Genomic DNA, 13,847 nt, shown 5'->3' on the forward strand with positions numbered 1-13,847 from the left:
GAATCATCAAAAGACTGGATTTACATATATAATGATTTAATTTACGAAATTCAAAAATGTCGTTCACAAATCCGCCGTAACCGGAAATATGAACGACAAATGACACGTAACAGAAGAAAATATCACAAAAACTCAAAACCAACTTTATAAGTATATTTAAGTGAATATTTGCAAAAAGCCTATTCTGTTAGGTTTATTTATTATACTCTTTTTAAAAAAAATGAAAATATAAAATATAAATAATATAATATTTTTCTTGTAGAAATTTGCTATCATCTAAAGTTGACGACATTGAGCGTCCTACTACGATAAATTTTTATTGTGCATAGGAGGATAACGAATGGAAAATATATTATATCATGGAAGACCATTAAAAGTAACTGACCGGTTAGAGAAAGAGATAAGAGTATATGACTTATTAGATGAGCTTGGAATAAGCTATCAGAGGGTAGATCATGAGGCCCTTGCTACTATGGATGCCTGCCAGGAGGTTGACAGGCTATTAGAAGTGAATATGTGTAAAAATTTATTTTTGAGCAATGAACAGAAGACTAAGTTTTATCTGCTGCTTATGCCGGGAGATAAGAAGTTTAAGACAAAGGATCTGTCAAAACAGATTGGTAGTGCAAGGTTATCTTTTGGCTCTTATGAAGATATGGAAAAGTATTTGGATATTACACCGGGTTCGGTTAGTATTATGGGAGTGATGAATGATAAAGACAATCAGGTACAATTGCTCCTTGATGAAGATATTACAAAAGAAGAGTATTTGGCATGTCACCCTTGTATTAATACTTCCAGTATTAAAATAAAAATGGAGGATGTTCTGAAAAGGTTTTTACCTGCTGTAGGACATGAGCCCATAGTTGTAAATTTATAAAACACCTAAAGACAGGTTTTATAGGAAATCCCCAAGTATGTAAAAGTGCCTTGGGGATTTTGACTCCTGTACAGGTTATCTGACTAAACGAAATTGTATTACTCAAAGAAGTTGCAAACAAATTGCTAATAATAATCAAAAAAATCGGAGTAGATTTAAAATCCATTATCTTCAAAACACGAAGAAATCCAAGTAAGGATACGGGAGCAATACTCTATATCTTCAGTGACTTTAGAAAAGTTGCAGTCCTTTACAATGAAATGCTCCCAGGAATCACGAATCCAGACTTCGGCATCTGGATAACCCTGTTGTAGAATGTGTGTGTTTTCCACCGGAACAGAGTTATCCCCTGAACAAGCAATCAAAAGAACCGGGCGCCCTTTTGCGTTCTGAATCTGATTATATGGAGAAAGCATTTCTACTGTGCTGCTTCCATAATTCCATTTGAGGGCCTGACGTAAAATCGGAGCCTCTATTTGTCGGATTATTTTGGGTATTTTCATTTGTTCAAGGAGCAGGTCAAGCTGGGTTTCAAATGAAGCATATGGTGACATGGCAATACAAGCATCTATTTCCGGTATTTGCCCGAATGCATTGATTGCTATAGCACCGCCCATGGATACACCGTGAATGACAATTGGAAGGCTGGCATATTTCTCACAGCTTTTGATGTACTCAACTACAGCCTGTACGTCTGCAACTTCGGTGTAGCCAAGACCAATCAGCTTTCCTGTGCTGCTACCATGTGAGCGAACTTCCAGTAAAAAGGAAGAATATCCATTCTGCTGCATCCAGGCAGCATGGCCATAAAAATATGTAATTGAGGGTTGCATGATGCCAGTCAGATAGATAACCACACCTTTTGGCTCGTCCGCTTGAATCTCGGAACACCAAAGAGATTCACTATCTGCTGTATCAAAGGTATGAACGATTTCTTCCAGCCCATAATCCGATGAGCTATAAATGCCTTGCAGAGGGTATCGAGGGGTTTCTTCTCCGCGGTAATTCACATGTCGGCGAACCAATATGGTAAGAGCTATCGGCGGTATTACCACAAAAATCAACAGGATTACGATGAGAACAACAACGAATCCCTTCTTCCAAGAGAAATGATGTGGCACCCCTGCCTTTTTCCCTGATTTTCTAGAATGTATCATACAACACCTTCTTCATTTGAGTTTTTTTAAAATATTTTCCATTATTAACATATACTATAATAAAAAGAAATCAATTTTTCAATATAAAATTGCACCTGGAATAAAACAAAATTGAGAATAACAACAAAACAACAAGAGGTTATATGACGGGTTGGTCCTTTAATAATTTCTTGACATTGAAGGTATAATTGTATACAATAAAACATGTATAAAAATGCAACTGTATTCAAAGTTAAATAGTACATATTTATTATAATAAGATATTGTTAAATTCTATATAGGAGAGATGATAAACGGGGGACTTTAGGAGGCAACAAAGTTTAACCATGAAATAATTCTGATAAAAAATTTCAATAATCTTAATAACGGAAGCTAAATTAGTAAGTTTGATATAAGATAGATCTCATTTTTGTATTAACATAAATATGATATATTTTTTATAAGATAAGGAGACGATGATATGGAAGAAAGCAGAAAAGTAATATTAAATCCTCAGAACAATTTGCTTCAATTGGAAGAGCATTTGTATCCTTTAGTGGATGTAACTCGTCCAAATACTTTTAGAAACCTATTCCCTTATGATGAGATTCCTAAAATCGCATTCAATGATAGAATAGTACCCCATCATTTTCCGGAAAAAATATGGATTACAGATACTACTTTTCGTGATGGCCAGCAATCCAGAGCTCCTTATACAACGGAACAAATCGTTACTATATTCGATTACCTTCATCGTTTAGGCGGTCCTAAAGGTATAATTAAACAAAGTGAATTTTTCTTATACAGTAAAAAAGACAGGGATGCAGTTTACAAATGTATGGAAAAAGGTTATGAATTCCCGGAAGTAACGTCTTGGATTCGTGCCAGCAAAAAGGACTTTGAATTGGTCAAAGAAATCGGTATGAAGGAAACAGGAATCTTAGTAAGCTGTTCCGATTATCATATATTTTACAAAATGAAAATGACCCGCAGAGAAGTTATGAACCACTATTTAAGTGTTGTCCGGGAATGTTTGGAGACTGGAATAGCACCAAGATGTCATTTAGAGGATATTACCCGTTCCGATATTCATGGATTTGTTATTCCCTTTTGCTTGGAATTAATGAAACTAAGTGAAGAATATAAAATTCCGGTTAAAATTCGTGCCTGTGATACAATGGGTTATGGAGTGAATTTCCCAGGTGCTGTTATTCCACGTTCTGTCCAGGGTATTATTTATGGACTTACTACACATGCCGGTGTTCCTTCTGAGATGTTAGAATGGCATGGACATAATGATTTTTATAAAGCAGTTTCCAACTCCACAACGGCCTGGTTATATGGGGCCTGCGGTATTAACACTTCTTTATTTGGTATTGGTGAGAGAACCGGTAATACTCCATTGGAGGCAATGGTATTCGAATATGCGCAATTAAAAGGCACTTTAGACGGTATGGATACAACTGTAATTACAGAGTTAGCGGAGTATTTTACAAAAGAGATCGGATATCATATACCGCCAAGAACTCCTTTTGTAGGTAAAAATTTCAATGTGACCAGAGCAGGTATCCATGCAGATGGGTTATTGAAGAATGAAGAAATATATAACATATTTGATACGGGCAAATTCTTAAACAGACAGGCTTTAGTATCGGTATCCAATACCTCCGGCCTGGCAGGTATTGCACACTGGATCAATAGTTATTTTAAATTGAAGGGTAATGATGCAGTTGATAAATCAAGCCCGGTTGTAGTTAAGGTAAAAGAATGGGTAGACAAAGAGTATGACGAAGGCCGTGTAACAGTGATCACTGATGAAGAATTAATCCAAATAATCAATGATGTAAAAAGTGAAATGAGCATCGGAGAAAATAAATTTCAGTAGTTTAATTAAACTACAAACTTTCAGGCAGTACCAAAATGATTATCCTAAACCTAGGACAGTTGGAGGATAATCATTTTTTTTATTGTTATTTTTCTCTCTTTCTTCACTTGACTTTCTTTATCGGCAGGATTATAATAGTTGCGGTTACAATTAATGCATATGCAACAATTGTGAGAGCAACTATTAGGAGAATATAGTATGAAGAAATTTTTAGCCTATGTAAAAGACTATAAAAAAGAAATGATTCTGGCCATTATTTGTATTGAGGCAGAGACAGCATTTGAACTGATTATTCCTATGATTATGGCTGATATCATTGATGTAGGTATTGCAAATGAGGATAGATCCTTTATTCTGTTAAAAGGTCTTCAAATGGTGGTCTGTGCGGTTATCTCATTATTTCTGGGGAATTTATGTGCCAGATTTACCGCCATCTGCGGAAATGGAATAGGGGCTTCAATCCGGGCTGCAGAGTTCCAGAAAATGCAGACCTATTCTTTTTCCAACACAGATAAATTCAGCACCCCATCCCTTGTTACCAGACTTACCAGTGATGTTACAACCATTCAAAATTCCATTACAAACGGAATACGACCAGGATTTCGCTCGCCGGTGATGTTGTTGGTTGCCATTTATTTGTCCTTTAAAATCAATGGGGCTCTTGCGGTGGTTTTTTTAATTGCATCACCGATTCTTGGAATAGTTTTATTTTTCATTGTTAAAAATGTCCGTCCGTTATATACAAAAATGCAGGGTGCAGTTGACTATGTTAACCGTATTATTCAGGAGAATCTGGCGGCCATCAGGGTGGTAAAGGCCTATGTAAGGGAAGACTATGAAATAACCAAATTTGAGGAAGTAAACCAGAACCTGAAAAATAATTCAGAAAAAGCATTTTCCCTGGCGGTACTTAACATGCCGGCTTTCCAATTCGTTATGTACGGTACGATTTTAAGCATTCTCTGGTTTGGCGGGAACCTTGTAATAATCGGAAATATGAAAGTAGGAAGCCTTACCAGTTTCTTAAGTTATGTTCTGCAGGTATTAAATTCCCTTATGATGTTTTCCAACGTATTCTTGCTATTCACACGTTCCTTGACTTCATGGAAGCGGATTACGGAAGTACTTGAGGAGGAACCTACCATAACGGATGATCTGGCTAAAGAGATTGAAATAAAAAGTGGCAGCATTTCCTTTGAACATGTATTCTTTAAATATAAGGAAACTGCCCAGGAGTATGTATTATCCGATATATCCTTTGATATCAAACCCGGGCAGACCATTGGCATTATTGGACCCACCGGTTCCGCCAAAAGCACTTTGGTTCAACTAATTCCAAGACTTTACGAGGCAACCTCCGGAAATATTTCCATTGATGGACACCCCATCTATGAATTCACCCAAAAGCATTTAAGAGATTCCATTGCAATGGTGCTCCAAAAGAACACACTTTTTTCCGGTACCGTAAGAGAAAATCTCTTATGGGGCAAAGAAGATGCCACTATGGAAGAAATAGAGCGTGCCTGCCGGATTGCCTGTGTGGATGAATTTATTGACCGGCTGGATAATGGATATGATACGGAACTGGGGCAGGGAGGAGTTAACGTTTCTGGCGGCCAGAAGCAGCGTCTGTGTATTGCAAGAGCCATTCTGAAAGCACCCAAAGTATTGATCCTCGATGATTCCACCAGTGCCGTGGATACGGCAACGGAAGCAAAGATTAAGGAAGGACTGGCAAAGGAACTGCCTGGCATGACAAAAATCATTGTTGCACAGCGGATTACCTCCATTATGGATGCAGATCAGATACTGATTCTGGATGACGGTAAGATAAATGCTGTGGGTACCCATAAGACCCTTCTGAAAGATAACGAAATCTACCAGGATATTTATTATTCCCAACAGCAAGGAGGTAATTTATAATGGCAAAAACTACATCTAGAGTAAAGCCGAAAAATGTGAAAAAGACCTTGCTGCAATTACTCCGCTATTTAGGGCGTCATAAAATATCCTTATTTCTTATTACGATATTTGTATGCATAAGTGCTGCTTCCGGTATTATCGGAACCTATCTTTTAAAAGCGGTAGTAAATGATTTCATAATACCCGGAGATATACCCGGATTGATAAATATGATTTTTATTATGGGGATTATTTACGCAGCAGGGGTTTTAACATGCTATTTATATAATAAAATTATGATCCGTACTTCACAACAGGTAGTTTCGGAAATTAGAAGTGATTTGTTCCAACATACCCAAAAGCTTCCGTTAAACTATTTTGATACACATACCCATGGTGAGTTGATGAGTCATTTTACAAATGATGTGGACACCATATCAGAAGCCTTGAATAATAGTTTTACCCTGTTGATTCAAAGCTTTATAACCTCTATTGGAACAATCATTATGCTGCTGGTTTTAAGCTGGCAGTTATCCATTATCGTAATAATTTTCCTTGCCCTTATGCTTTTGTATATCCGACGTAACGGGAAATTGAGCAAAAAATACTTCGAAGCTCAGCAAAAGAATCTGGGGGCTATTAATGGTTATGTTGAGGAGATGGTGGCAGGGCAGAAAGTGGAGAAAATTTTTAACCATGAAGAGCAGGACTATCGGAAGTTTTGTGAGCTGAATGAAAATTTAAGAGAAGCTTCCACAAAAGCTTTTACGTATACAGGAAAGACCGTTCCCACCATTGTAGCCTTATCCTATATTAATTATGCACTTTCTGCCTGTATAGGAGGGTTATTTGCCTTAGCAGGCCTGACAGATATCGGTACCTTGGCTTCTTATCTGGTCTATGTAAGACAAAGCGCAATGCCTATGAATCAATTTACTATACAGATTAATTTCTTAATGGTGGCTCTGGCCAGTGCGGAGAAGATATTTGCAATGATGGAGGAGGAGCATGAAATTGACAAGGGTAAAATCACTTTAAGTAAAGTCAGGAAAGAAGCTGACGGTACTATTTCTGAAAGTGATGTCTATACAGGGGAGTTTGCATGGAAAGTTCCAAAGGGTATGGAAGGCTATACCTATGTGCCCTTAAGAGGAGATGTACGTTTCCATGATGTTATATTCGGATACACAAAAGAACATACTATCTTAAACGGTATCAACCTGTATGCAAAACCCGGTCAGAAGATTGCCTTCGTAGGTTCCACCGGTGCAGGTAAAACTACAATTATCAATCTGATTAACCGATTTTATGAAATAACCGGTGGTCAGATTACCTATGACGGAATTGATATCAGAGAGATCAAAAAGGCGGACTTAAGGCGCTCCATTTCCCTTATTATTCAGGATACCCATTTGTTTACCGGAACCATAGCTGATAATATCCGTTACGGAAGACTTCAGGCAAGTGATGAAGATATCGTGAAAGCTGCCAAATTGGCAAATGCCCACTCCTTTATTAAAAGGCTGCCAAATGGCTATGATACTCTTTTAGAAAGTGATGGAGCTAATTTATCCCAGGGGCAGAGACAGCTATTAGCAATAGCAAGAGCAGCCATTTCCCAGCCTCCCGTACTTGTAATGGATGAAGCCACAAGTTCTATTGATACCCGAACAGAGAAATTAATCGAAAAGGGTATGGATACTTTAATGGAAAACCGTACGGTATTTGTAATTGCACACAGACTTTCCACCGTCCGAAACTCCAAGGCAATTTTAGTTTTGGAAAATGGAAAAGTGATTGAGCGGGGTGATCACGAAGAACTGTTGACACAAAAGGGCCTATACTATAGACTTTACACAGGACAATTTGAACTGGATTGAACGGGTCGCTAAGAAAAGGAGTAAATATAATGAATAATTGTATAAGAGAACTTTTAATCCGTGCGGAAAGAGCAAGAAAACAGCTGCTTTCACCAGTGCTGTCGGCCAATGGACTGACGCCTGGACAGGGACAGGCGGGAATCTTAAATACTCTTTTAAAAGAAGACCGTCTAAACCAGAAAGAGCTTTCTCTCCGCTGTCATATGGATACCACTACTATGTCACGAAATATTGATAATCTGGAAAAACTAGGGCTGCTAAAGCGGGAAATGAACCCGGAATGCAGACGTTCCGTTATCATCCGGCTGACGGAAAAAGGCAGAGAAAAAGCTTTCAATATTCATGAGATGTTTATTCAGTTTGAAAACATCTTAAAAAAGGATATTTCAGAGGAGGATATGGAATTCTTCCAACGTATACTTACTAAAATGTGTGAAAATCTCGAAGAAAACATTCCGCAAGAGAACCAGCTATAGGCTGGTTCTTTTTAAAAATTTAAAAATGGACTTGACAGAGTATATTAATTCAACTACTTATGGACAGTTAGTAATTAGAAAGAATATATAAGTTTGAAAGGACTAGGATATTGGTTTTGTGTATCTTTAGTCCTTTTTGACTTGTTGGCCTGTCGGCAACTGGCAAGAGAAGAATTATATGGAAATGAAGGAGTCAAATTAAGATGGAGGAGGCTCTCCTTCAATGGAACAGGCTAGTATAATGTTACCTATTTTTTTGATATATAATGTGGTTTTGGAAGGTAGATGACTAAGTTTAACTTGCAAAGATATGCATAAATTGATATGATTATATACGTGTAAAAGTCTAAAGTTACATTATTCAATGATTATTGAAATAACCATATAGGAATGTATAAGTGTGAAGAAAATGTATCTTCCCACTTTCATTAATGGATGCCCCTTTGTGGCATCATGATTGGAAGGTTGAGAGAAAATATTTATAGAAAGGTTGCCACGAATCCATTCTTTCAGCCTGTTTATATGTGGCAGTGTCAAATCTTCAAAAGATATGACATGGAATAGGTGTAAAAAATGTATTCAGCACAAATTGAAGCAGCAAAAGAAAAGTTTGGAAAGCTGCTAGAGGAACAGTTAAATAGAGTGGAAGAGATGAAAGCTCAAGGTGATTTTATTAACTATAAAGCACTTGATAAAATCATTATTGGTGTTTGTGGCGGCGATGGTATCGGACCGGCAATCACTTCTCAAGCTCAAAGGGTATTAGAATATCTATTGGAAGACGAAGTAAAACAGGGTAAAGTAGAATTCAGGGTTATTGATGGACTAACCATTGAAAGAAGAGCTGCTGAAAATGCAGCTATACCTGTAGAAGTATTAAAGGAATTAAAAGAATGTCATGTTATCCTAAAAGGGCCTACAACTACTCCAAGAAAAGGAGATCCATGGCCAAATGTGGAAAGTGCCAATGTTGCCATGAGGAAGGAATTGGATCTATTCGCCAATGTCAGACCGGTTCGAATTCCGGAACAAGGCATTGATTGGACCTTTTATCGTGAAAATACGGAAGGTGCTTATGCAGTAGGAAGCAAAGGTGTTCATGTAACTGAAGACTTAGGTGTTGACTTTACGGTTGTTACCTCCCAGGGAACAGAAAGAATTATAAGGGCTGCTTTTGAATATGCAAAAGCAAATGGAAAGACCAGAGTAACTGCTGTTACAAAGGCAAACATTATCAAAACTACGGACGGTAAATTTTTAGACATGTTTAAGGAAATCGCCAGAGAATATCCTGATATAACTGCTGACGACTGGTATATCGATATTATGACTGCAAAATTAGTAGATGAAAAGAGAAGAAAAGACTTCCAGGTACTTGTACTTCCTAATCTTTACGGAGATATTTTAACAGATGAAGCAGCAGAATTCCAAGGTGGAGTAGGAACAGCAGGAAGTGCCAATATCGGTAAGCGCTATGCTATGTTTGAAGCAATTCATGGTTCCGCACCCCGTATGGTTGAAGAAGGCAGAGATATTTATGCAGATCCATGCAGCGTAATCAGAGCCGGAGCTATGCTTCTTTCCCATATAGGATATACAACGGAAGCCGATAAATTATATAAAGCTCTTGACATCTGCACCGTTACAGAGAAAAAGTTGGTTATGACAGGAAGAGATACCGGAGCAACCGGAGAAGAATTTGCCAACTATATAATGGACACTACCAGAAGTTTATAGGAGGAGCATGTAGTGAATGACTATGACTATGATGTTCAGAAGGAAGTAACTGATAAATATTCTCTTCGAGGAAGAGTATTTAATAAAATTCGTGAGGACATTTTGTCAGGAAAGTACAATCAGAACGAAGAATTAAAAGAAAATACTATTGCTACAGAATTAGGTGTTAGCCGGACTCCAGTAAGAGAAGCCTTAAGGCAGCTGGAACTGGAAGGTTTGGTTAACATCATTCCTAACAAAGGTGCTTATGTAACTGGAATATCTGAAAAGGATATACATGATATTTACATCATCCGCTCGTACTTGGAAGGTCTATGTGCCAAATGGGCATGCGAAAATATTACCAAAGGGCAAATTGATGCATTGGAAGAGATTATTTATCTTTCAGAATTCCATACAAAAAAAGAGAACCATCGACAGGTGGTAGAACTGGATAATAAGTTTCACGAAACCATTTATGAAGCCTCCAATAGTAAAATATTAGATCATGTACTAACGGATTTTCATCATTACGTACAGCGTGTTCGCAAGATAACTTTAGCATCCGATGACAGAGCGATGAATTCCAATAAAGAACATACTGCAATACTGGAAGCCATCAAAAAAAGAGATGGGGAAGAGGCTGAAAGACTGGCCCATGAACATATTATGAATACCATAAAGAATATTACTCAAAAGGGATTGAATTGAGAGTAGTACAATATAAAATGGCAGTTGAGAATAAATGCCGCAAAGAAATGTCATTCTGAGTACAATTTAGCTTTGCTAAATAGCAGGAAGAATCTCTGGTTTTTCATTGGGATTCTTCCTACGGAACTCAGAATGACAATTTTAATTATCTCTCATTAGAACATACTTAAAAATCTTTGTAAAAACCACAAAAATTATAGAGGGTTTAAAATCGAGATAAGTATAAAAATTAGGTAATAGTATTACAACTGATTTGACAATAGGATTATCTAATTATAAAGAAATGCCTAAAAGTGGCGGTTATTTATCTTCGATTGTGTACCGTAATATAGTTTTTAACTTTGAAGTTTCTGTTTTTCGTACATCAGATAAATATATTTCTCTATGTGTTAATAAACGTCTTTTATAATTATTCTGCTCTATAAAATCTATCATTTTGCCAAAAGACTGGGGTTCTGTATCATAAGAACCGGTATGGAGTATCTGAACAGATAAGCCATCTTCAATTTCGGTAAAGTATGCTTCTTTTAAAAGGGAATCAGGCTTCTTTTTATGGGCAATCTCAAAGGCTTTTTTTACTACTTCATCCGTAACAAAATCAGGCTGCCTTATCATTATGGTATAGAGCAATTCATTTTTATCCAAATAGGTGAGATTCCTTCCGTTTTCGGTCAAATCCCAAATACCTTCTAATGGATATACAGTATATTCAAAATATCCATTTGGTATAAAACCATTCTTTGGCATCATCCTTACTGCATAAGAGAGGGTATACAGCACACCAACTCTTTCGGTAAAATCTTCTTTGTTTGGATCTCCTTGACCTTCTATACAAAAGAATTTCTGTTTTGGAACTCTAAGTAAATGGGGAGTATCTTTTGGACAATAGAGCTCTTTTTCATGTTTTTTATATTCGTGTTTCATGGTATAGCCACCTCAATTCTTATGGAATTCCAATATAGGCATGAATGGTTGCATCTTCAATGTGGAGCCGGGTTTTTTAGTTCGTGCAGTTAAATCTACTGCTCTTTGTTTCTCTAAATTTAATATTACATATTTCACAATTAATTTACCTCTTTTCTTAAAATTATAATCATATCATAATACCAATTCGGAAGCAGTTAGAGTTTTCTTATTGATAAGAATATTGGTAATGGCAAATAATCGGTCAATTTTCATTGGTATAGCTCCTAAATTTTATTAACAGAATGTAAAGATTAATATATATTTAATATAGCTTAATATATACATACAAGCAAGAAAATTATGGATCATATATTTAAAGTGATGAGAAAAATTACTTTTAAATATTTCTAAATATAATATGTAATTATTGTCATGATTGTATAATAAATTAAGATTATAAGAAATTATTAACTAAAAGTTTTAACAAGAAAGGAAAGGTTAGAAAAAGTTTCGGATACAACAATAGTTATAAATTGCAACAATTTTTTTATACTAATTAATTTTTATTTTTTTATAAAAAATAGATTGATTTTTTTTTAACATATGATATAGTAATATTAGTAATTATTATTATTATTATATTTAGGGAGGTATAAAGATGAAAATTGTAGTAATTGGATGTACCCATGCAGGCACAGCCGCTGTAAAGACAATATTAAAAGAGAATCCAGAGGCTGAAATAACTATTTTTGAACGTAACGATAACATTTCTTTCTTATCATGTGGTATTGCCTTATATGTTGGAGGAGTTGTAAAAGATCCAGCTGGTTTGTTTTACTCCAATCCAGAAGAATTATCTAAGATGGGTGCTAATGTAAAAATTAAACATAATGTTAAAAGCATTGATACAAAATCTAAAAAAGTAATCGCAGAGGATATGAATACAGGAGAAGAAATTGAAGTTTCTTATGATAAGTTAGTTAACACAACTGGATCTTGGCCAATTATTCCACCGATTCCAGGTATTGAAAGTAAGAATATCCTACTATGTAAAAATTATGATCAGGCTAATGTAATAATTCGTCAAACTAAAGATGCTAAAAAAATAGTTATTGTAGGAGGCGGATATATTGGTATAGAGTTAGTAGAAGCTTTCCAAAAATCAGGGAAACAGGTAACTCTCATTGATGGATTGGATCGAATATTAAACAAATATTTAGATAAAGAATTTACGGACATCTTAGAAGACGATCTTAAGAAAAATGGAATAAATTTAGCTCTAGACCAATGCGTAAAAAGTTTTAAGGCAAATGAAAATGGAGAAGTAACATCTGTTGAAACAACTAAAGGGGAATATGAAGCCGATATGGTTATATTATGTGTTGGTTTCCGCCCTAATAATGAGTTATTAAAAGGTAAAGTAGACATGCTCCCTAATGACGCAATAATAGTAGATGAGTATATGAGAACAAGTGACCCGGATATATTTGCTGCCGGAGATAGTTGTGCAGTTCATTATAACCCAAATGGTAATTATGCTTATATTCCTTTAGCAACCAATGCAGTACGTATGGGAATGTTAATTGGTAAGAATATATCAACACCAAAAGTGAAATATAGAGGTACACAATCAACATCTGGATTAAATTTATTTGGATACAATATTGGTTCTACTGGAGTTACCGTAAGTGGAGCTCCTCAAATAGGACTTAATGTTCGCTCCGTTATAGTGAAAGATAATTATCGACCTGAATTTATGCCAACCAATGAAGAAATTATTATGCAATTGGTTTATGAAGTTGGTACCAACAGAATCGTAGGTGGACAGGTAATGTCAAAATATGATATTACACAATCAGCGAATACATTATCTTTAGCAATTCAGAACAAAATGACTATTGAAGATTTAGCGTATGTTGATTTCTTTTTCCAACCACATTTTGACCGCCCTTGGAACTATTTGAATATTTTAGGCCTTGCAGCATTAGAACAAGAAGGATTATAAGCTCTTTAATCTAAAGTACCTGTTTACAAGTACCTTTCGTTGGTATAAAAGCTGCTTAAAGTAGGAATATGATTTATATATATCAAGAAAAAATTACTCTATAAGATATAATTAAAGTGAACCCCTTTTGTTAGACAAAAATCTAATGAAAGGGGTGGAGTTGTCAAGGTTTAGTAGACACAAAGTTAAGTGGATTTTATGAATTTTGTTCTTCAAATTGAGAAGGAGTTATATACCCAAGAGCAGAATGAATCCGCTTAGTATTGTAATATAATTCAATGTATTTAAAAATATCATCTTGAGCTTGTTCAGGAGTCTCATAATGAGCATCCTGAATAAGCTCTCTTTTT

General features: G+C 35.8%; 11 protein-coding genes. 8 read left to right on the top strand and 3 right to left on the bottom strand.

The window, feature by feature from the left end; all coding sequences use genetic code 11:
• Nucleotides 1–340 precede the first annotated feature (340 nt).
• Nucleotides 341–880, top strand: coding sequence for a prolyl-tRNA synthetase associated domain-containing protein (locus tag BM183_RS19835; protein WP_091689253.1), 540 nt, complete (start codon nt 341–343; stop codon nt 878–880).
• 155 nt (nt 881–1,035) lie between these two features.
• Here BM183_RS19835 and BM183_RS19840 read toward each other — a convergent pair whose 3' ends face one another.
• Nucleotides 1,036–1,935 (bottom strand): alpha/beta hydrolase, encoded by a 900-nt coding sequence (locus BM183_RS19840; protein ID WP_170848098.1) that lies wholly within the window; start codon nt 1,933–1,935, stop codon nt 1,036–1,038.
• Nucleotides 1,936–2,497: 562 nt separating this feature from the next.
• Here BM183_RS19840 and BM183_RS19845 point away from each other — a divergent pair.
• From BM183_RS19845 to BM183_RS19870, 6 genes are all read left to right on the top strand, one after another.
• A complete protein-coding gene (locus BM183_RS19845; RefSeq protein ID WP_091689258.1) occupies nt 2,498–3,901 on the top strand; it encodes a beta/alpha barrel domain-containing protein in 1,404 nt (467 codons plus the stop codon).
• 198 nt (nt 3,902–4,099) lie between these two features.
• Nucleotides 4,100–5,824: an ABC transporter ATP-binding protein gene (locus BM183_RS19850; RefSeq protein WP_091689260.1), complete on the top strand. Its 1,725-nt coding sequence runs from the start codon at nt 4,100–4,102 to the stop codon at nt 5,822–5,824.
• A complete protein-coding gene (locus BM183_RS19855; RefSeq protein ID WP_091689262.1) occupies nt 5,824–7,683 on the top strand; it encodes an ABC transporter ATP-binding protein in 1,860 nt (619 codons plus the stop codon). The genes BM183_RS19850 and BM183_RS19855 overlap by 1 nt, the downstream gene beginning before the upstream one ends.
• 29 nt (nt 7,684–7,712) lie before the next feature.
• On the top strand, nt 7,713–8,159 hold the full coding sequence (locus BM183_RS19860) for a MarR family winged helix-turn-helix transcriptional regulator (RefSeq protein ID WP_091689265.1): 447 nt from the start codon (nt 7,713–7,715) through the stop codon (nt 8,157–8,159).
• A 573-nt stretch (nt 8,160–8,732) separates the two neighbouring features.
• Nucleotides 8,733–9,896: an isocitrate/isopropylmalate family dehydrogenase gene (locus tag BM183_RS19865; RefSeq protein ID WP_091689267.1), complete on the top strand. Its 1,164-nt coding sequence runs from the start codon at nt 8,733–8,735 to the stop codon at nt 9,894–9,896.
• Nucleotides 9,897–9,908: 12 nt separating this feature from the next.
• A complete protein-coding gene (locus BM183_RS19870; protein WP_091689269.1) occupies nt 9,909–10,586 on the top strand; it encodes a GntR family transcriptional regulator in 678 nt (225 codons plus the stop codon).
• A 300-nt stretch (nt 10,587–10,886) separates the two neighbouring features.
• Here the strand turns inward: BM183_RS19870 and BM183_RS19875 are convergent, their stop codons facing one another.
• A complete protein-coding gene (locus BM183_RS19875) occupies nt 10,887–11,510 on the bottom strand; it encodes a GyrI-like domain-containing protein (protein WP_091689271.1) in 624 nt (207 codons plus the stop codon).
• A gap of 640 nt (nt 11,511–12,150) precedes the next feature.
• Here BM183_RS19875 and BM183_RS19880 point away from each other — a divergent pair.
• The gene (locus tag BM183_RS19880) at nt 12,151–13,497 is read left to right on the top strand and encodes an FAD-dependent oxidoreductase (protein ID WP_091689274.1); all 1,347 of its coding nucleotides are present in this window, start codon (nt 12,151–12,153) and stop codon (nt 13,495–13,497) included.
• 196 nt (nt 13,498–13,693) lie between these two features.
• Here BM183_RS19880 and BM183_RS19885 read toward each other — a convergent pair.
• On the bottom strand, nt 13,694–13,847 hold a 154-nt coding region (locus tag BM183_RS19885), incomplete at its 5' end, for an IS3 family transposase (RefSeq protein WP_139221566.1).

It is taken from the genome of Anaerocolumna aminovalerica (assembly GCF_900115365.1).
Classification (GTDB): Bacteria; Bacillota; Clostridia; order Lachnospirales; family Lachnospiraceae; genus Anaerocolumna; species Anaerocolumna aminovalerica.

Bases quoted from the DNA above. Each gene is read 5' to 3' on its own strand.
- BM183_RS19835 (WP_091689253.1), top strand. From the start codon at position 341: ATGGAAAATATATTATATCATGGAAGACCATTAAAAGTAACTGACCGG.
- BM183_RS19845 (WP_091689258.1), top strand. From the start codon at position 2,498: ATGGAAGAAAGCAGAAAAGTAATATTAAATCCTCAGAACAATTTGCTT.
- BM183_RS19850 (WP_091689260.1), top strand. From the start codon at position 4,100: ATGAAGAAATTTTTAGCCTATGTAAAAGACTATAAAAAAGAAATGATT.
- BM183_RS19855 (WP_091689262.1), top strand. From the start codon at position 5,824: ATGGCAAAAACTACATCTAGAGTAAAGCCGAAAAATGTGAAAAAGACC.
- BM183_RS19860 (WP_091689265.1), top strand. From the start codon at position 7,713: ATGAATAATTGTATAAGAGAACTTTTAATCCGTGCGGAAAGAGCAAGA.
- BM183_RS19865 (WP_091689267.1), top strand. From the start codon at position 8,733: ATGTATTCAGCACAAATTGAAGCAGCAAAAGAAAAGTTTGGAAAGCTG.
- BM183_RS19875 (WP_091689271.1), bottom strand. From the start codon at position 11,510: ATGAAACACGAATATAAAAAACATGAAAAAGAGCTCTATTGTCCAAAA.
- BM183_RS19880 (WP_091689274.1), top strand. From the start codon at position 12,151: ATGAAAATTGTAGTAATTGGATGTACCCATGCAGGCACAGCCGCTGTA.